We start from the raw sequence: 17,397 nt of genomic DNA, 5'->3' as shown, positions 1-17,397 counted from the left end.
GCGCCGCCCACAACGCGCCCGCGGCCGCCACCCGGCGCTCGCGGGGGGCCCCCCCCCACCCCGGCCCGGCGGGGGGGGGGCCCCCCCGCCTCGCCCGGGGCCCCCACGCCCACCGCATCCACGTACTCGACGCGGGCCGGGTCGTGGAGTCCGGCACCCACGACGAGCTCGTCGCCCTGGACGGCCCCTACGCCGCGCTGTGGCGGGTGCAGACCGGTGACGCCGAGGACCGGGACCTCACGGCCTGACCGGGCGTGCGCGGCTCAGAAGTCCTCGTCGAACCCGACCGAGCCGCTGACCCCGACCTGGTACGCCGAGACCTTGCGCTCGAAGAAGTTCGAGAGCTCCTGGACGTCCTGCAGCTCCATGAACGCCAGCGGGTTGGCCGACCCGTAGATCACGGGCAGCCCCAGCCGCTCCATCCGGCGGTCGGCGACGTACTCCAGGTAGGTGCGCATGTCGGCGGTCGAGAGCCCGGCGACCCCGCCACCGAGCAGGTCCTCGGCGAACTGTGCCTCGGCGTCGACCCCGTCGACGAGCATCTGGCGCACCTGCGCGGCCAGCTCGTCGTCGAAGAGGTCCGGCTCCTCCTCCCGCACGGTGTCGACCACGTCGAAGGCGAACGCCATGTGCATCGACTCGTCGCGGAAGACCCAGTTGGTGCCCGAGGCCAGCCCGTTGAGCAGACCGCGGCTGCGCAGGAAGTAGACGTAGGCGAACGCCCCGTAGAAGAACAGCCCCTCGATCACCGCCGCGAAGCAGATGAGGTTGAGCAGGAAGGCCCGCCGGTCATCGCGGGTGGCCAGCTCGTTCAGCTCGAAGACCGAGTCGATCCAGCGGAAGCAGAAGTCGGCCTTGGCCTTGATCGAGGGGATGTTGTCGACCGCCGCGAAGGCCTCGTGCCGCTCGGCCTCGTCGGGGACGTAGGTGTCGAGCAGGGTCAGGTAGAACTGCACGTGCACGGCCTCCTCGAAGAGCTGGCGCGAGAGGTAGAGCCGCCCCTCGGGGGAGTTCACGTGCTGGTAGAGGTTGAGCACCAGGTTGTTGGCCACGATCGTGTCGCCCGTGGCGAAGAAGGCCACGAGGCGGGAGACCAGGTGCCGCTCGGCCTCGGTCAGCCGCTGCAGGTCCTTGAGGTCGGAGTGCAGGTCGACCTCCTCGACGGTCCAGGTGTTCTTGATGGCGTCGCGGTAGCGGTCGTAGAAGTGCGGGTAGCGCATCGGCCGCAGCGTGAGGTTCATGCCGGGGTCGAGCAGCATCCGCTGCCCGGCGGTCGTGTCGGTGGTGTGGTCGGTCGTGGTGGTCACTGGCAGGCCTCGCAGGTCTCGGGGTTCTCCAGCGAGCAGGCGATCGCGTCGGCGTCGGGCTCGCTGGTCTGGGTCGTGGTCTGGGTCGGTGTGCCGGGTAGCGACGACACGGTCGTCTGCTGGATCCGCGTCGCGGGTCGCGACCGCAGGTAGTAGGTCGTCTTCAGGCCCTGCTTCCACGCGTGGAGGTACATCGAGGAGAGCTTCCCGATCGAGGGCCCGGCGATGAACAGGTTGAGCGACTGGCTCTGGTCGATGAACGCCTGCCGCGCGGCCGCCATGTCGATCAGCGCGCGCTGCGGCAGCTCCCACGCCGTGCGGTAGACCGCACGGACCTCGGCGGGGATCTGCTCGATGCCCTGGATCGATCCCTCGGCGCGCTTGATTGCCTCACGGACCTCGGCGTTCCACAGCCCGCGTGACTTGAGCTCGCGCACGAGCGCGGTGTTCACCTGGAGGAACTCACCCGACAGCGTCTCGCGCTTGAACAGGTTGGAGACCTGCGGCTCGATGCACTCGTAGCACCCGGCGATCGAGGCGATGGTCGCGGTCGGGGCGATCGCGACCAGCAGGCTGTTGCGCAGGCCGTGCTCCGCGATGTCGGCGCGCACCCGCGCCCACCGCTCGACCTGGGTCACGGGGACGTCCCAGTGGTCGGGCTGGAGCACCCCGCGCGCGGCCCGCGTGCCGTCGTACGCCGGGTGCGGGCCGTGCTCGCGCGCCAGCGCGCAGCTGACCTCGAGCGCGGTGAGGTAGACCTCCTCGCTGATCCGGGTCGACAGCTCGAGGGCCTGGGGGGAGTCGAAGGGCAGGCCGAGGGCGAAGAAGACGTCCTGGAGGCCCATCAGCCCGAGCCCGACGGGGCGCCAGCGCGGGTTGGACCGCGCGGACTCCTCGCTCGGGTAGTAGTTGATGTCGATAACGCGGTCCAGGAACGGCACGGCCGTCCGGACCGTCTCGCGCAGCCGCTCCCAGTCCAGGTCGGGACCGGTGAGGGTCTCGACGAGGTGCTTGGCGAGGTTGACCGAGCCGAGGTTGCACACGGCCGTCTCGGTGTCGGAGGAGACCTCGATGATCTCGGTGCACAGGTTGGACAGGTGCACGACCGGTCCGCCCGGCTCGTCGGTGGTCTGGTTGCAGGTGCGGTTGCTGGCGTCCTTGAAGGTCATCCAGCCGTTGCCGGTCTGGGCAAGCGTGCGCATCATCCGGCCGTAGAGCTCGCGGGCGGGGACCTGGCGGACGTAGCGGCCCTCCTCCTCGACCCGGCGGTAAGCCCGGTCGAAGGCCTCGCCCCACAGGTCGACCAGCTCGGGGGCCTCGTCGGGGTCGACCAGCGACCACGGCTGGTCGGCCTCGACCCGGCGCATGAACTCGTCGGGCACCCAGTGTGCGAGGTTGAGGTTGTGGGTGCGCCGCGCGTCCTCCCCGGTGTTGTCGCGCAGCTCGAGGAACTCCTCGACGTCGGGGTGCCACGGCTCGAGGTAGACGCAGGCCGCTCCCTTGCGCCGCCCGCCCTGGTTGACCGCCGCGACCGAGGCGTCGAGCGTGCGCAGGAACGGCACGATCCCGTTGGACTGGCCGTTGGTGCCGCGGATCAGCGCGCCGCGCGACCGGACGCGGGAGAACGAGATGCCGATGCCGCCGGCGAACTTCGAGAGCCGGGCGACCTGCTGGTACCGGTCGTAGATCGAGTCGAGCTCGTCGCGCGGGGAGTCGACGAGGTAGCAGGAGGACATCTGCGTGTGCCGGGTGCCGGAGTTGAACAGCGTCGGGCTGCTCGGCAGGTAGGCCAGGCTCGACATCAGCCGGTAGAGCCCGATCGCCTCCGCCGGCGTACGGGACAGGCCGCAGGCGACCCGCAGCAGGAAGTACTGCGGGGTCTCCATGACCAGCCGCTGCCGCGGGTGCCGCAGCAGGTAGCGGTCGTAGACCGTGCGCAGGCCGAAGTACTCGAAGCGGTGGTCGGCCCCCGCGGCGAGCTCGGCGTCGACGGCCACGTCGAGCTTGCGGGCGTTGTCCTTGACGAAGGCCGCGGTCTCGTCGCCGATCAATCCCTCGGCGTGGCCGGCCGCGACCGACTGGCTGAAGGAGGCGATGCCCTGGCCGCGGACCTCCTTGTCGACGTACCCGGCCAGCAGCCGCGCCGCGAGCCGGGAGTACGCCGGCTCCTCGCCGATCATCTCCGCCGCGGTCTGGATGCTGAGCCGGTCGAGCTCGGCCGTGGTCGCGCCGTCGTAGAGCCCGCTGATCGTGCGGGTCGCGACCCGCATCGGGTCCACGTCGTCGAGGTCGTGGGCGACCCGGTCGACGGCGCGGACGATCTTGTTCACGTCGACCGGTTCGGTGTCGCCGTTGCGCTTGCGCACCGTCATCGTGGTGCGGCTGGGACTCGCTGTGACCGTCATGTCTCTCTCCTCGCGAGATCGGTCCTGGACGGTCCGGGTCGCGGAGGAGGGGACGGTGGCACGGGCACGCCGCGGCGCACATGGGTGACCTGCCGTCGGCCCTCCCTCGGGGCCTCGGACCACCGCACCCGACGGGTGCGGTGCGCTGGCAGGTCTTCGGACTCGCGGGCACCTCCTCGGGCATGCGTGGGCATGGCCGTCGGAGACCTACTGGCCGTCGCTTCCCAGGTCGGCGTCGAGCCGGTTCCCAGTGCTTCGTGACGGCGGTCGTTCCCACTCACCGCTGCGGGGCAGTCCCGGACTCACACCGGGTTCCCTCTTGCCTCGACGGCCCTGGGTTGGGTCGGCGAACCAGCTGCTCGAGCACCATATCTGGTGAATGACACAGATGTAACCCCTACATCTGGTGCGCTAGGGTCCGGTGCTCGTGGAGGAGGCGTCCGACTGGTCGGCAGGCCAGATGTGCCTCACGGCCCCCGTCCCGGTCCTGGAGGAGTGGGTGGTGGCGCGCACCGCGCACTACGACCGCAGCTTCCTGTCCACCGACCCGACGTTCGCCCACGCGCACCTCACGGTCCTCGCTCCGTGGGTGCCCGAGCCTGGCGTCGCGGACCTCGCGCGGGTCGGTGAGGTGCTGGCCGCGGTGCCTGCCTTCGAGGTCGAGCTGACCCGGGTCGCGACCTTCCCCGACGGCCTGGTCCACGCGGTGTCGGAGCCCGACCACGGCCTGCGGTCGCTGACGCGACGGCTGGCGGCGGCCTTCCCCGACCACCCGCCGTACGGCGGTCGGTACGACGCCACCGGAGGCCCCGTCCCGCACGTGACCCTCGACCGGCTCGGACCCGACGTCACCGAGGAGTGGGTGCGCGCCGAGGTCGGCCACCTGCTGCCCGCGCGGCTGGTCGTGGACCGGGTCGACCTGCAGTGGTGGGGCAACGACACGTGCCGACGGCTGCACTCGTGGAGACTGGGCGCATGAGCGTGGTGGGCCCGTGAGGACGCTGGTCACCGGGGGAGTGCGCTGCGGCAAGTCCCGGCACGCCGAGGCGCTGCTGGCCGCGGCCGCCGGCGACGGCCCCGCGGTGTACGTCGCCGCCGGACCGGTCCCCACCACGGACGACGACCCGGACTGGGTGGCCCGCGTCGCCGCGCACCGCGCCCGTCGGCCCGCCGGCTGGTCCACGCACGAGTCGGGCGACCTGGTGGCAGCCATCGCGCTGGGCCGACCGGTCCTCGTCGACTGCCTCGGGACCTGGCTCACCGGCCTGCTCGACCACGCTGTCGACGGTGCCGGCGACGGCCTCAGCGCCTGGGAGTGGCCGGTCGAGCGGCTGGAGTCCCTCGTCGCCGCCGAGCTGGACCGGCTCCTCCCGGCCCTCACCGCCGCAGCCGCCGACGTGGTGCTCGTGACCAACGAGGTCGGCTGGGGCGTCGTCCCCTCCCACCGCTCGGGCCGGGCCTTCCGCGACCTGCTCGGCACGGTCAACCAGCGGGTCGCCACCGCCTGCGACGAGGTCCACCTCGTCGTGGCGGGCCGGGTGCTGGTGCTCTGAGGGTCGACCCGCACCGGTGGTTGAGCCTGAGGAGCGTCAGCGACGAGCCACCGCTGGTTGAGCCCGAGGAGCGTCAGCGACGACGTGTCGAAACCCCATATGCCGACGCGCCCTGCTGTACCCCTTTGTTGCTCCCCGGGTCGCCGTTGGTGGGTCGTGGCGCGTTCGCGCGGCAGCAGGTCCTCATTGACGGAGAACCGTGGTCGCCGTGGGTGCCAGCTGGGCTTCTTGGTTGCGCTTGCCTCGACGGTCGCCCTGCGCTGGGGTGCTCGCTTCGGTCGGGCTTCGAACGGTCGGCATGGTTGCTGCAGAAAAGTGGACCTGACCTGGGGAAACACTGTCCCTCGAACGTGTGTTCGACTATACTTTCACCATGTCCACCGCCCCCGTGCTCGACGCGATCCGCGCCGCCAAGCAGCGCGAGGACGACGCCGCACGCGAGCTGCTGATCGGGGTGGGCGAGTGGGCAGACCTCCACACCACGGGTGCGCTGATGCCGGACCTGTACGGCAGCTACAGCCACCCCGACGAGGACGCGTACGACGCTGCGGAGTCGGCGTGGACGGCGCGGTTCGGGATGCCCGGCGCCGACACGATGCTCGACCTCGCCGGCGCCGGTGCCCCCGAGGTCTCCGACTTCGCCGTCACCGAGCTGGCTACCGCCCTCGGCAGGACGAAGGAGTCCGGGCGCCTCCTCGTCGGCGACGTGGTCGAGGCCAAGCACCGCCTGCCCCATGTCTGGGCCCGACTCGTCGCCGGCCAGGTCACTGCGTGGCGGGTCCGCCGCCTCGCCCAGGCCACCCGCGGGCTGTCACCGCAGGCAGCTGCCTTCGTCGATGCGCAGGTCGCCCACGTCGTCCACACAGTCGGCCCCGCCGTCGTCGATCGGCTCGTGCTGGAAGCCACGGCCCGGTTCGACCCCGAATCGACCGAGGTCACCGAGTGCGACACACGCACCAACCTGTTCTTCGACCTCGACCTCGCCTCACCCGCCACCAGCGTCGGCACCGCCTCGGCGGTGTCCGCCTACGGTCTGCTCGACCGCGCCGACGCCGAGGACCTCGAAGCCGCGGTCCGCGCCCTTGCCCACCAGCTGCTCCTCGACGGCTCCACCGACACCCTCGCCGTCCGCCGCGCCAAGGCACTCGGCTACCTCGCCCGCGGCCAAGACACCCTCCCCGACACCGACCCCGAGGGGACTGAGGCCGAAGCGACCGAGGCCGAGGCGACCGAGGCCGAGGCGACCGAGGCCGAGGCGACCGAGGATGGTCGAGCAGCGAGCGCCAGCGAGCGTCGTCGAGACCGCGCAACCAACACGCCGACCGGCCCACGCCGCACGGTGGTCCTGACAGTCCACCTCAGCGACGCAGCCCTCACCGGCGCACCCCAGGTCGACCCCGTCACCGGAACGCTCGGCCTCAACCTCGCCCGCCTCGACAACCACCGCCAGCTCCTCACCGCCGACGCCATCCGCGACTGGTGCGGCACCCCCGGCACCCAGGTCATCGTCAAGCCCGTCATCGACCTCAAGGAGACGGTCGCCGTGTCCTCCTACGAGGTCCCCGACCGCATCGCCGCACGGGTCAAGCTCACCCGCACCACCTGCACCTTCCCCCACTGCAACAGGCCAGCCGAGACCGCCGACCTCGACCACACCGTCGAGTACGTCCTACCCGACCGAGGCGGACCACCCGGCCAGACCAGCACCGAGAACCTCGCCCCGCTCTGTCGGCACGACCACCGCGCCAAGACCCACCCCTCACCAGCAGGGAGACCCTGGGCCGTCCGAGGACTCAGTCCAGGCCACTGGCTCTGGACCAGCCCCCACGGCCAGCGCTACCTCGTCCACCCCGACGGCACCACCCCACTCTGAGCCCCACCGCCTGACCCTGCTTGCAGCCCGACCACCACCCCCGTGGCCGGGCTACCAGCACGCCTGTCACACGGTGGTCGAGCAGGCGAGCGCCAGCGAGCCGTCGTCGAGACCGCCCAACCCCCGCCGGCGCACCGGCATCACCACACGACACCCCAACCGGGCTGGAGGTCCTGTCCGGCGCCAGGTGCCGGAGAAGACCTCCAGTGCGACCCCGCGGTGCTGCCGAACCGCCCCGTTGTTCCAGAAGGGCCGGCCGGCTCGGCGCACACAGCGCCGGGGCCCGCGACCAGCGGCGTGCGACTCGCGACCTCCGCGACCTGCGGTCTGACGAGCCGGCGACCCTGACGGCTCGCACGCCGGCCACCCTGACGGGGCCCGCACCCTGGTCCGGCAACCAGCGGCCTGGCGTCCCGCGTCGTCGCCGCAGTGCCAAGGCGAGCGCGAGTGCGAGGGGAAGGGCTCGGATGTCAGCCGAGCGCGGCGAGAGCGAGGAGCAGGACCGCGAGGGAGAGCTCGACGGTGGCGCCGAGGACGTCGCCGGTGACCCCGCCGAGCCGGCGGGTGCACCGGCGCAGCAGCACGAGCACGACGACCAGGGCCAGGGCGACGGCGAGCACCGCGCGCAGCGGGTCGCCGCCGGCGACGGCGAGCAGGCACGCCAGCAGCGCGAGGCCCGCGACCCACGAGAGGGCAGCGGCCCACACCGGGACCGTGCCCGCGACGGTCGCGCCGAGCCCCTCGGGTCGGGCGGAGGGGACGGGGCGCGCGCAGGCGGTGGCCAGGGCGCAGCGGGAGACGAGCACGGCCGCGGCGGCCAGCAGGGCGCCGGACGCCGCGTCGACGGTCAGCGAGAGCGCCCCGAACCCCACCGCCTGCAGCCCCACGACCAGCACCACCGCGAGCGTGCCAGCAGGGCCGGAGGTGCCGGTGCGCATGACGGCCAGCGAGCGCTCCCGGTCGTACGACGCCGTCAACCCGTCGGCGACGTCGGACAGCCCGTCCCAGTGCAGGACCCGCGTGCCGAGCGCGAGCGCGCCGACGGCCAGCAGCCCGGTCGCCAGCGGCGGCAGCCCGACCTCGCGACCGAGCAGCACCACGAGTGCGACCAAGACGCCCAGCGGCAGCACGGCCAGCGGCGCCAGCAGCATCGCCAGCCCCGCGACCCGGCGGTCGACGGTCCGCGGCGGCGGCACCCGCAGCGTGCTCAGCGTGCCGACCGCGAGCAGGAGGGCGTCGCGGATCAGGGCAGCACCTCGGAGAGCAGCGCGGTGTCGCGCAGCAGCGCTGCGGCCGAGCGCACGAGCGGCACGGCGGCGACGGCGCCGCTGCCCTCGCCCAGGCGCAGCCCGAGGTCGAGCAGCGGCTCGAGGCCGAGCTTCTCCAGCGCCAGGGACTGGGCCGGCTCGGTCGAGCGGTGCCCGGCGGCGTACCAGGCGGCCGCGCCTGGTGCGATCCGCTCCGCCAGCAGCGCGCACGCCACCGACATCAGTCCGTCCAGCAGCACCGGCACCCCGCGCACCGCCGCCTCGACCAGGAAGCCGGTCGACGCAGCCAGGTCGGCCGAGCCGAGCGCGGCGAGGCAGGCGAGCGGGTCGTCGTGCCGGTCGCGGGTACGCCGCAGCGCGGCCTCGACCACGTCGGTCTTGCGCGCCAGGCCGTCGGCGTCCACGCCGGTGCCGCGGCCGACGACCTCGTCGGCGGGCAGTCCGAGCGAGGCGGCGACCAGCGCGGCGGCGACCGTCGTGTTGCCGATGCCGAGGTCGCCGGTGAGCAGCAGTCGACCACCGGCGGCCAGCTCCTCACCCACGAGCGCGCGCCCCAGGTCCAGGGCGGTCGTGCACTCCTCGGTGGTCAGGGCGTCCTCGAGGTGGATCGACCGGCTCCCGCGCCGCACCCGGCGGGCCGTCACCTCGGGGTCCAGGCCCCCGACGTACTCCTCGCTGTCCAGCGGCACGTCCACGGCGACGTCCAGCACCCGCACCGCCACGTCGTGCGCGGCGGCCAGGGCACTCACCCCGGCGCGACCGGCGGCGACGGTGCGCACCATCGCGGGGGTGACCGCGGCCGGGTACGCCGAGACGCCGTGCCCCGCGACGCCGTGGTCGCCGGCCAGGACCACGAGGCGGACCTGGCCCGGGCCGGTCAGGGCAGGCGGGGGGACCTCGCCGGTCGTGGCCGACAGCCACACCCCCAGGTCGCCGAGCCGCCCGAGGGCACCGGCGGGGGTGGCGAGGGCGGAGAGCCGTTCCTGGGCCGTGGCGCGCGCCGCGGCGTCGATGGGGGCGGGTGCGAGTGGGGTAGCGGTCACGGCCGGACCCTACCCAGGGGCGGCCGCTCGCCCGCACGGGTCTCGTGCCCCCTGCCGCGAGCGGGTTGGGTCGAGGACGTGAGACATCCCTTCGCCTTCGCCCCGTCCTACCGCCTGCCCGCCCTGCTCCTCGGCATCACCGAGCGCACCGCCTGGGTGGAGGTGGCCGACGGCGAGCTCCACGTGAGGTACGGCGTGTGGCGGCTGCACACCGCGGTCGACAACGTCGCGGGGGCGACCCGCACCGGTGGCTTCGCGTGGCTGAAGACCGTCGGGCCGCCGCACCTGTCTTTCGCCGACCGCGGCGTCTCCTTCACGCCCAACGGCGACGACGCGCTGTGCGTGCGCTTCCGCACCCCCGTGCCGGGCATCGACCCGACCGGCCTCACGGGGCTGCGTCACCCTGGCGCGACCCTGGGCGTGGCCGACCCCGAGGCGCTGCGGCGCGACCTGGCAGCTGCGGGCGCCTCGGTCTGAGGTTGAGGAGCCCCCTGGGATCGAGAGCCTGTCAGCCCTGGGGCTGGCGCAGCGAGCGCACGGCGACCATGCCGTGGCCCACGGCGGGGGAGGCGAGCAGGATGGCGGCCTGGACGAGCCCGGCAGCGGCCACGGAGGCGCCGTCGACCAGGGCAGGACGGCGGCGGACGACGTGGGTGGGGACGGGCTGGGTGCTCGGCGACATGGGGGTGCTCCTGCGACGTGACGGTCGTGGTGGACGCTCGGACGGTTCCCCAAGTCCTGGAAAGATGAACCATCCGACCGGGTGAGGGGATGCCTTCGCTCCTCCGATCGGTCATTTCTGCTCCGTCCTGAGGGTGGTCGGGGCGCGTTCCGCTTCTCCTGCGCCCCCGCACTGCCTACGGTCGTCGGTGTGGGAGAGACGTCCGGGCAGGTGGCACGCGCGTGGCACCGTCGACGCCGCGACCAGCGGCTCGGCTACTCCGCACTCGGGCTGGGTGCGGGAGGCTTCGTGCTGGTGCTCGCCGGCACCCTGCTGGTGACCGAGGTCGTGCCGAACCTCCTCGACGACGAGCCGGCGCCTGCGCAGCGGGTCGTCCCCGCCTCCGAGCTCCAGCCCGTCCCGGCAGGACCCGACGGTCGGGGCGTGCCGCAGGGCCCGCCCGCAGTGGTGAGCGTCGGCACGGTCGTGCCCGACCCCGCCACGCAGCCCGCCACGCAGCCCGCCACCGGGCAGACGGAGCCCGGGCAGACGGACGCCGACGGGCCCGACAGCGGTGGCCCGGCGCCCCAGCCCCAGCCCCAGCCCGACCCCCAGCCCGACCCGCCGGCGGGCCAGGGCCCGGTGAGCGCCCTGCTCGACCCCGTCGTCCAGGGCGTGACCGGCACCGTCGACGGGGTGTCCGGAGGTGCGACCACCCCGGTGACCGCGCCGGTCACCGGTCTCGTCGACGGCGTCACCGACGTGGTCGATGGCCTCCTCGACCTGCAGTAGCGGGGACCGTCAGCGCTGCACCAGCTCGGCCCGCACGTCGAAGGCCTTGTCGTCGTCGCGCGGCCGGCCCTCACAGGCCCACCGCACGTCGTCGACGCCGCAGCGCGAGCGGGTCGAGGCGTTGGCCACCGTCAGGCTGACCGCGCGCACGGTCGTGGGGGAGAAGCCCACGGTGACGCTGCCGCGCCCGCGCCGGTCCAGGTCGACCTGGCGGCTGCGCCACTCGTCGTCCGCGGTGCGCACGACCAGCCAGGCGGCCGGGGCAGCTCCCCGACTCGGGCCGTCGATGCTCAGCCGCAGCCGCCATCCCGCGCCCAGGGTGGCGTCGGGCTGCGCGAGGTAGGAGGCGGACGTGAGGTGGTCCAGCCGCACCGTGTCGGTGCGCTCGGCGCCGGCGGCCATCCGCCAGGTCGCGCGTAGCCGCGGGGTCGGCCACTCCGCCCCTTCCTCGTAGCTGCGTGCGGGGGTCAGGTTGGCGGCTGCGAAGGCGGCGTACCTGGCCGGGAGGCCCCCCCGCTTCGCCAGCACCCGCTCCAGCGCGACGGTCGAGTGCCGCGGTCCGCGGGCCGCGTCCCACACCGACCGCACGAGGCGGTTGCCGTAGCGCGCGGACAGGTGCTCCCACCAGGTCCAGTTGCCGTAGTGCTCGGAGCCCTGGCGGTTGAAGAGGTCCAGCGGGGTGCCGGGGGCGGCGAGCTGGCTGGCGCGGAGGTACTGCCGGTTGTCGTTCACGCCGTCGGCGAAGCGCTCCTCCATCCACGTCGCGGTGGACTCCATGAACCAGCGGTCCTCGCGCACGTCGTAGCCGAACTGCACGGCGTGGAAGAACTCGTGGGCCGCCGTCACCGCGAGCGTGTCGACGGGGTCGCGGCCGAACTCCTCGCGGGAGAAGTCGTTGTCGAGCACGCAGTAGCCGCCGGCGCGCCGCGGCTCGGCGTTGAGCGCGAACTCCGCCGCGCAGTAGCCGTAGAGGCCCTGGGCGCCGAGGTCCTTGAGGTAAACGTCGAACTTGCCGTTGCCGCCGTTGCGGGAGCGTGCCAGCGGTGCGTCGCTGAGCGGGGCGCGGTAGCCCAGCGAGCGCACCTGGCTGCGCCAGACCTTGTTCATGACCTTCACCGTCGTCGTGGCCCAGGCCGCCGTGGCGCGGTCGTCGGTGGTGCGGACCCGGTGCACGCAGAACCTCCCCTGGCAGGTCCGCACCGACGTCGCGGTGTACCCCTGCTCCAGCGGGTCGGCCCGCCCGTCGGTGGGCCGCGCCAGCAGCGCCTCGGCCTGGCGCCGGTCGGCAGCCCCGAGTCGGGGCAGCGCGACCCGCAGGTCACGCAGGACCAGGGTCAGCTCGCGATCCGCGTGCCCCGTCGACGTACGACGCTGGGCCGGTGCGCCCGGCACCGGCTCGCCCCGCAGCAGGGCCCGGGCCTCGGCGAGCAGGTCGCGCGCGTCGTGCGTGGCGGACGCGGGGGCAGCGGTCACCAGGGGGGCGGTCGGCTCGTCGGCGCCCGCGAGCGCGGGGGAGAGCACCCCGGCGAGCAGCAGCAGAGAGGCGAGCAGGGCGACGGGGTGACGCATGCGGTGACCTTCCGAGGGGGCCGAGGCGGGGGCGGGTGCGCTCAGGTGGCGCTGGAGATCTTCTCGATCAGGGCGGTGGTGGAGATGGCGGGCGTGCGGGGGAGGTAGACGACCTCGCAGACGTCGCGGAACTCGTCGAATCGCCCCTCCCAGTCGTCGCCCATGACCAGGACGTCGGCCGAGAACTTCAGGATGTAGTCGCGCTTGAGCTCCAGGCTCTCCTCGAGGAACACCTCGTCGACCGGCTTGAGCGCGGCGACGATGGCCATCCGCTCGGCCTCGCTGAAGACCGGCTCCCGGTCCTTCTTGCGCAGGTTGAGCTCGTCGGCGGAGACCCCGACGACCAGCCGGTCGCCGAGCTCGGCGGCGCGCTGGATCACCTTGAGGTGCCCGACGTGGAAGACGTCGAAGGTGCCGAAGGTGATGACGGTGCGGGCCATGGGGGCCAGTGTGTCAGGCCCGCGGCCCGGTCCCACTGTCCGTGCGTCATGATCGGCAGCGATGAGCGCCACGAGCACGTCCACGTCCCCGAGCAACGGCCCGAGCAACGGCCCGAGCGCCGGGTCGAGCAGCGCCCCGAGCACCGGCCCCGTGACGCGCGGCGCTCCCGACGCCGACCTGCACCGGGCCCGCGCCCTGCGTCGGATGCGCGCGGTGGCGCTGGGGCTGCTGCTCCTCGCGGCCACCGTCTACGTGGCGACCCACGGCCAGGACGGCTTCTGGGGCTACGTCAACGCCGGCGCGGAGGCCTCGATGGTCGGTGCGATCGCCGACTGGTTCGCCGTGACCGCGCTGTTCCGCCACCCGCTGGGACTGCCGATCCCGCACACCGCGCTCATCCCGCGGCGCAAGGACGATCTGGGTCGCGGGCTGGAGGAGTTCGTGGGGGAGAACTTCCTCTCCGAGCCGGTCGTGCGCGAGCGGGTGCTGGCCGCGGGTCCCGCGGGCCGCGTGGGCGACTGGCTGGTCCAGCCCGAGCACGCCGCCCGGGTCGTGGAGGAGGCCGCGGAGCTGGTCTCGGCGGCGCTGGGGAAGGTGCGCGACGAGCACGTGCGCAGCCTGGTCGAGGATGCCCTGGTGCCGCGCTTCCGCGAGGAGCCGATCTCTCCGCTGCTGGGCAACCTGCTGGCCGAGGCGATGCGCGACGACCTGCACCACGGGCTGGTCGACCTGGTCCTGGAGGAGCTGCACGGTTGGCTGCTCGACAACCCCGACACCGTCACCGAGGTCATCGGCGAGCGGGCCCCGTGGTGGGCGCCGACGAGCATCAACGAGCGGGTCACGGGCCGGATCCACCTCGAGCTGGTGCGCTGGGTCGCCGACATCCGCGACCAGCCGCGCCACCGTGCCCGGCTCGCGCTGGACTCGATGCTGCGCCAGCTGGCCGCGGACCTGCTCCACGACACCGACACCCGCGCCCGCACCGAGGCGCTCAAGGACCGGCTGCTGGACCGTCCGCAGGTGATCGCCACCGGCATCGCCCTGTGGGACGCGCTGCGTCGCGCGCTCGAGGGGTCGCTGGCCGACCCCGACGGCGCCGTGCGGCTGCGGATGCGCACGGAGGTCGAGCGCTTCGCCCGCCGGCTCGTGGAGGAGCCGGAGCTGCGCGAGCGGCTCGACGGGCTGGTCGCCGACGCCGCGGTCTACGCGATCGAGCGCTACGGCGCCGAGCTCACGCAGGTCATCACCCAGACCATCGAGCGCTGGGACGGCAAGGAGGCCGCGCGCCGGATCGAGCTGCACGTCGGCCGCGACCTGCAGTTCATCCGGATCAACGGCACCATCGTCGGCGGGCTCGTGGGGGTGCTGATCCACGCGGTGGCGGAGGTGCTGTGACAGTCACCACGGGAGGTCGTCGTACGCCGACTCGTCGGACACCCGGGCGGCCTGGCCGCTGCCGACCAGCTCGACGACGTCGCCCTTGACGAGCTGGCGCCCGCGCCGGGTCTCGAGCACCCCGTTGACCAGGACCCGCTCGGAGGCGACGACCTCCTTGGCCTCGGAGCCGGACTCGATGAGGTTGGCGAGCTTGAGGAACTGGCCCAGCCGGATCACCTCGTCGCGGATGGCGACGTCGACGGGCTCGACCGGCTTCCCGGCCCCGGTCATGCCGGCGCCCGCTGGAGCATCTCCGGGGTGAGGTCGCCCAGCGTCGAGCACCCGGCGTTGGCCAGGGTGAGGTCGAGCTCGCCGAGCAGGCAGCGCAGCACGTGCTCGACGCCCTCCTGCCCGCCGAGGGCCAGGCCGTAGAGGTAGGGGCGGCCGAGCAGCACCGCGTCGGCGCCCAGCGCGAGCGCCTTCATGACGTCGGGGCCCGAGCGGACGCCGGAGTCGAAGAGCACGGTGAGGTCCTCGCCGACGGCCTCGGCGATGGGCGGCAGGCAGTCCAGGGAGGCGACGGCGCCGTCGACCTGGCGGCCACCGTGGTTGGAGACCACGATCCCCTGCACGCCGGCGTCGACCGCGCGGCGGGCGTCGTCGACGTGCTGGATGCCCTTGAGCACGATCGGGCCGTCCCACCGCTCGCGCAGCCAGGGCAGCTGCTCCCAGGAGAGACCGGGGTTGGCGAAGACGCCGGCGAAGGTGATGCCGGCCGCGGCCGGGTCCTCCTCGGCGGGCTTCTCGAGCATGGCGTTGAAGACCGGGTCGGTCGTGTAGTTGGCGATGCCCTCGTTGGCCAGGAACGGCAGGTAGCCGCGGTCGAGGTCGCGCGGGCGCCAGCCCAGGATCGTGGTGTCCACGGTGAGCACGAGCGTGGTGTAGCCGGCGGCCTTCGCCCGGGCCAGGAAGGACTCGCACAGCTCGTCGTGGGTGGGCCAGTAGAGCTGGTACCACCGCTGGCCGTCGCCGTTCGCCTCGGCGGCCTGCTCGATGGAGTGACCGGCCTGGGTGGAGTGGACGTAGGTGAGGCCCATGGCCGCGGCGGCGCGCGCGGTGGCCAGCTCGCCCTCGGGGTGGGCCAGGGTCTGCACCCCGACCGGGCCGAGCAGCACGGGCGCGGCCATCGGGGTGCCGAGCACGGTGGTGGACAGGTCGCGGGCGGCGTGGTCGCGCAGCATCCGCGGCACGATGCGCCACCGCTCGAAGGCCGCGACGTTGGCGCGCGCCGTGGACCCGCCCCCGGCGCTGGGCACGATGTAGCCCAGCGCCTCGGGGGCGAGCACCTCGGCCGCGTGCGGCTCCAACGACGTCAGGTCGGTGGTCCAGGTCGGGACCTGGCCGGCGAACATCCCGGCCGCGTAGATCGCGACCTGGTGGTCGCCGAAGTGGGTCATGGTCGGGTCAGGAGACCGCGAGCAGGTCGACGACGAAGATCAGCGTCTCGCCGGGCTTGATGACCCCGCCGGCGCCACGGTCGCCGTAGCCCAGGTGCGGGGGGATGACGAGCTGGCGGCGCCCGCCGACCTTCATGCCCTGCACGCCGGTGTCCCAGCCCTGGATGACCTGGCCGATGCCGAGGCGGAAGCGCAGCGGCTCGCCCCGGTTGTACGACGCGTCGAACTCCTCGCCGGTGGAGTGCGCGACGCCGACGTAGTGCACGGAGACGGTCTGGCCGGCGCCGGCCTCCTCGCCCTCGCCGACGGTGATGTCGGTGATTTCGAGGTCGGTGGGCGGGTCGAAGTCGGGGAAGTCGATCTCGGGCTTGTCCATGAGGGGGAGCCTAGACCGCACGGGTATGGTTCCCACCGCCCGCGCTCGCCTCCAGGTGGCGGGGTGCCGGGCGACCAGGACAGGGAGAGCACGTGTCGGAGGAGGACCAGGGCGCCACGGCGCCCGCTGCGCCGGCCCGCCGGCGGCGCATCCCCGTCTGGCAGGAGTCGCTGCTGCTGCTCGGCCTCGCGATCGTGCTGGCCCTGGTGGTGAAGACCTTCCTCGTCCAGGCCTTCTACATCCCCTCGGGGTCGATGGAGCCGGGCCTGGAGATCAACGACCGGATCCTGGTGCAGAAGGTGTCGTACTGGGGCGGCGGAAGCCCCGAGCGCGGCGACGTCGTCGTCTTCGAGGACCCCGGCTCCTGGCTCGGCGCCGGGGACGCGACCACCTCGACGGGGCTGCTGACCGACGTCATGAGCCGGATCGGCCTCTACCCGACCGGCGGGCACCTGGTGAAGCGCGTCATCGGGGTCGCCGGCGACACCATCGAGTGCTGCGACGAGCAGGGCCGGCTCCTGGTCAACGGCGTCCCGCTGGACTCCAGCAGCTTCACCCTCAACGACGGCCGCTGCGACGGGCCGATGGTCTCGACCTGCCGCTGGTCGGCCGGCCCGGTCCCCGAGGGCGAGCTCTTCGTCATGGGCGACCACCGCGACGACTCCGCCGACTCCTCCTTCCACCTGCGCTGCGGCGGCCGCAAGGGCGAGCCGTGCGACGACTCCGAGGCCTACGTGCCGGTCGAGCTGGTCGTCGGCAAGGTCTTCGCCCGGGTCTGGCCGGCGAGCCGCTTCGACCTGCTCAGCCGCCCCGACGCCTTCGAGGCGCTCGAGCAGTAGGAACCTCACACGACGGCGAGCGAGGCCGCCACCGCGGCGACCGCGGCACCGGCGGTCCGCACCCGGTCGGCGACCAGCAGGCGCCGCAGCCGCTCGGGCGTGGGGCCCGCGGTGGCCAGCCGCCCGTGCAGCGGCGCCGCCACGAGGGCGGTCGTCCCGAGGCTGAGCGCGACCCCGGCCGCCGCGGCGACCACGGCCGGGCCCGCCGCGGTGGACAGCGAGGCCGCCGTGCCGAGCAGGAGGGCGGCGTACACCGCCCCGACGGTGGGGGTGATGACCCGGCTGTGCCGCTCGTGGGCCCGGCGCCATCCCTCGGGCGACGTGGCTGCGGCGGCGAGCACGGGGTAGACCAGCGAGGAGACCGTGACCTGGAAACCGAGGTGCGCCCAGGTCGCGGCCAGGAGCACGAGCAGGGAGGTCTCGGCGCTCATCGCAG

Annotated in this window: 19 protein-coding genes and 1 riboswitch; of the genes, 8 read left to right on the top strand and 11 right to left on the bottom strand. The window is 73.5% G+C overall.

Translation table 11 applies throughout. From position 1 onward, the window contains the following. On the top strand, window positions 1-248 hold a 248-nt coding region (locus Q1V71_RS04675; RefSeq protein WP_367280124.1), incomplete at its 5' end, for a hypothetical protein. A 15-nt stretch (window positions 249-263) separates the two neighbouring features. Here Q1V71_RS04675 and Q1V71_RS04670 read toward each other — a convergent pair. Both Q1V71_RS04670 and Q1V71_RS04665 read right to left on the bottom strand, forming a co-directional pair. Continuing rightward, window positions 264-1,307, bottom strand: coding sequence for a ribonucleotide-diphosphate reductase subunit beta (locus Q1V71_RS04670; protein ID WP_300641199.1), 1,044 nt, complete (start codon window positions 1,305-1,307; stop codon window positions 264-266). Continuing rightward, entirely contained in the window at window positions 1,304-3,712 is a 2,409-nt protein-coding gene (locus tag Q1V71_RS04665; protein ID WP_300641197.1) for a ribonucleoside-diphosphate reductase subunit alpha, read from the bottom strand. Before Q1V71_RS04665 ends, Q1V71_RS04670 begins: the two co-directional genes overlap by 4 nt. Window positions 3,713-3,841: 129 nt before the next feature. Further along, window positions 3,842-4,083: riboswitch (cobalamin riboswitch) on the bottom strand. A 56-nt stretch (window positions 4,084-4,139) separates the two neighbouring features. On the opposite strand from Q1V71_RS04665, the gene Q1V71_RS04660 reads away from it, so the two are divergent. The 3 genes from Q1V71_RS04660 (at window position 4,140) to Q1V71_RS04650 (ending at window position 7,138) form a co-directional block, all read left to right on the top strand. Next, window positions 4,140-4,691, top strand: a complete 552-nt coding sequence (locus tag Q1V71_RS04660; RefSeq protein WP_300641195.1) for a 2'-5' RNA ligase family protein — start codon at window positions 4,140-4,142, stop codon at window positions 4,689-4,691. Window positions 4,692-4,704: 13 nt separating this feature from the next. Then, window positions 4,705-5,265, top strand: a complete 561-nt coding sequence (locus Q1V71_RS04655) for a bifunctional adenosylcobinamide kinase/adenosylcobinamide-phosphate guanylyltransferase (protein WP_300641193.1) — start codon at window positions 4,705-4,707, stop codon at window positions 5,263-5,265. A gap of 373 nt (window positions 5,266-5,638) precedes the next feature. Next, a complete protein-coding gene (locus Q1V71_RS04650; protein ID WP_300641191.1) occupies window positions 5,639-7,138 on the top strand; it encodes an HNH endonuclease signature motif containing protein in 1,500 nt (499 codons plus the stop codon). Window positions 7,139-7,608: 470 nt separating this feature from the next. Here the strand turns inward: Q1V71_RS04650 and Q1V71_RS04645 are convergent, their stop codons facing one another. Both Q1V71_RS04645 and cobT read right to left on the bottom strand, forming a co-directional pair. After that, window positions 7,609-8,349, bottom strand: a complete 741-nt coding sequence (locus tag Q1V71_RS04645) for an adenosylcobinamide-GDP ribazoletransferase (RefSeq protein ID WP_300641209.1) — start codon at window positions 8,347-8,349, stop codon at window positions 7,609-7,611. A gap of 32 nt (window positions 8,350-8,381) precedes the next feature. Then, entirely contained in the window at window positions 8,382-9,449 is a 1,068-nt protein-coding gene (cobT, locus tag Q1V71_RS04640; protein ID WP_300641189.1) for a nicotinate-nucleotide--dimethylbenzimidazole phosphoribosyltransferase, read from the bottom strand. A gap of 78 nt (window positions 9,450-9,527) precedes the next feature. Between cobT and Q1V71_RS04635 the strand changes: the two genes are divergently transcribed. Next, window positions 9,528-9,926, top strand: a complete 399-nt coding sequence (locus Q1V71_RS04635) for a hypothetical protein (protein WP_300641187.1) — start codon at window positions 9,528-9,530, stop codon at window positions 9,924-9,926. A 31-nt stretch (window positions 9,927-9,957) separates the two neighbouring features. Here the strand turns inward: Q1V71_RS04635 and Q1V71_RS04630 are convergent, their stop codons facing one another. Further along, on the bottom strand, window positions 9,958-10,131 hold the full coding sequence (locus Q1V71_RS04630) for a hypothetical protein (protein ID WP_300641185.1): 174 nt from the start codon (window positions 10,129-10,131) through the stop codon (window positions 9,958-9,960). Between the two features lie 189 nt (window positions 10,132-10,320). Between Q1V71_RS04630 and Q1V71_RS04625 the strand changes: the two genes are divergently transcribed. Beyond that, the gene (locus tag Q1V71_RS04625; protein WP_300641183.1) at window positions 10,321-10,902 is read left to right on the top strand and encodes a hypothetical protein; all 582 of its coding nucleotides are present in this window, start codon (window positions 10,321-10,323) and stop codon (window positions 10,900-10,902) included. A gap of 9 nt (window positions 10,903-10,911) precedes the next feature. On the opposite strand, the gene Q1V71_RS04620 is transcribed toward Q1V71_RS04625, so the two are convergent. After that, entirely contained in the window at window positions 10,912-12,471 is a 1,560-nt protein-coding gene (locus Q1V71_RS04620) for an MXAN_6640 family putative metalloprotease (protein ID WP_300641181.1), read from the bottom strand. A gap of 41 nt (window positions 12,472-12,512) precedes the next feature. After that, the gene (locus tag Q1V71_RS04615) at window positions 12,513-12,911 is read right to left on the bottom strand and encodes an adenylyltransferase/cytidyltransferase family protein (protein WP_300641179.1); all 399 of its coding nucleotides are present in this window, start codon (window positions 12,909-12,911) and stop codon (window positions 12,513-12,515) included. A gap of 61 nt (window positions 12,912-12,972) precedes the next feature. Here Q1V71_RS04615 and Q1V71_RS04610 point away from each other — a divergent pair, with 61 nt between their 5' ends. Beyond that, window positions 12,973-14,307: a DUF445 domain-containing protein gene (locus Q1V71_RS04610; protein WP_300641177.1), complete on the top strand. Its 1,335-nt coding sequence runs from the start codon at window positions 12,973-12,975 to the stop codon at window positions 14,305-14,307. 3 nt (window positions 14,308-14,310) lie between these two features. On the opposite strand, the gene Q1V71_RS04605 is transcribed toward Q1V71_RS04610, so the two are convergent. Genes Q1V71_RS04605 through Q1V71_RS04595 form a run of 3 tightly spaced genes read right to left on the bottom strand, consistent with a single transcriptional unit; the run spans window position 14,311 to window position 16,122 of the window. Continuing rightward, entirely contained in the window at window positions 14,311-14,580 is a 270-nt protein-coding gene (locus tag Q1V71_RS04605) for an RNA-binding S4 domain-containing protein (protein WP_300641175.1), read from the bottom strand. After that, the gene (locus Q1V71_RS04600) at window positions 14,577-15,746 is read right to left on the bottom strand and encodes an alpha-hydroxy-acid oxidizing protein (protein ID WP_300641173.1); all 1,170 of its coding nucleotides are present in this window, start codon (window positions 15,744-15,746) and stop codon (window positions 14,577-14,579) included. Before Q1V71_RS04600 ends, Q1V71_RS04605 begins: the two co-directional genes overlap by 4 nt. Before the next feature lie 7 nt (window positions 15,747-15,753). Continuing rightward, complete coding sequence (locus tag Q1V71_RS04595; protein WP_300641171.1) at window positions 15,754-16,122, bottom strand: FKBP-type peptidyl-prolyl cis-trans isomerase; 369 nt, start codon at window positions 16,120-16,122, stop codon at window positions 15,754-15,756. A 92-nt stretch (window positions 16,123-16,214) separates the two neighbouring features. Here Q1V71_RS04595 and lepB point away from each other — a divergent pair, with 92 nt between their 5' ends. Continuing rightward, window positions 16,215-16,961: a signal peptidase I gene (gene lepB, locus Q1V71_RS04590; RefSeq protein ID WP_300641169.1), complete on the top strand. Its 747-nt coding sequence runs from the start codon at window positions 16,215-16,217 to the stop codon at window positions 16,959-16,961. Window positions 16,962-16,966: 5 nt separating this feature from the next. On the opposite strand, the gene Q1V71_RS04585 is transcribed toward lepB, so the two are convergent. Further along, window positions 16,967-17,392 (bottom strand): hypothetical protein, encoded by a 426-nt coding sequence (locus tag Q1V71_RS04585; RefSeq protein ID WP_300641168.1) that lies wholly within the window; start codon window positions 17,390-17,392, stop codon window positions 16,967-16,969. Between the last annotated feature and the right edge of the window lie 5 nt (window positions 17,393-17,397).

It is taken from the genome of Nocardioides sp. (assembly GCF_030149505.1).
Lineage (GTDB): Bacteria > Actinomycetota > Actinomycetes > Propionibacteriales > Nocardioidaceae > Nocardioides.
Note: the sequence above shows the minus strand (reverse complement) of the source record. Positions and strands in the feature narration are given on the sequence as shown.

Excerpts from the sequence above, each read along its gene's own strand:
- Q1V71_RS04665 (WP_300641197.1), bottom strand. The coding sequence starts at position 3,712 with ATGACGGTCACAGCGAGTCCCAGCCGCACCACGATGACGGTGCGCAAG.
- Q1V71_RS04650 (WP_300641191.1), top strand. The coding sequence starts at position 5,639 with ATGTCCACCGCCCCCGTGCTCGACGCGATCCGCGCCGCCAAGCAGCGC.
- Q1V71_RS04630 (WP_300641185.1), bottom strand. The coding sequence starts at position 10,131 with ATGTCGCCGAGCACCCAGCCCGTCCCCACCCACGTCGTCCGCCGCCGT.
- Q1V71_RS04620 (WP_300641181.1), bottom strand. The coding sequence starts at position 12,471 with ATGCGTCACCCCGTCGCCCTGCTCGCCTCTCTGCTGCTGCTCGCCGGG.
- Q1V71_RS04615 (WP_300641179.1), bottom strand. The coding sequence starts at position 12,911 with ATGGCCCGCACCGTCATCACCTTCGGCACCTTCGACGTCTTCCACGTC.
- Q1V71_RS04610 (WP_300641177.1), top strand. The coding sequence starts at position 12,973 with ATGAGCGCCACGAGCACGTCCACGTCCCCGAGCAACGGCCCGAGCAAC.
- Q1V71_RS04605 (WP_300641175.1), bottom strand. The coding sequence starts at position 14,580 with ATGACCGGGGCCGGGAAGCCGGTCGAGCCCGTCGACGTCGCCATCCGC.
- Q1V71_RS04600 (WP_300641173.1), bottom strand. The coding sequence starts at position 15,746 with ATGACCCACTTCGGCGACCACCAGGTCGCGATCTACGCGGCCGGGATG.
- Q1V71_RS04595 (WP_300641171.1), bottom strand. The coding sequence starts at position 16,122 with ATGGACAAGCCCGAGATCGACTTCCCCGACTTCGACCCGCCCACCGAC.
- Q1V71_RS04585 (WP_300641168.1), bottom strand. The coding sequence starts at position 17,392 with ATGAGCGCCGAGACCTCCCTGCTCGTGCTCCTGGCCGCGACCTGGGCG.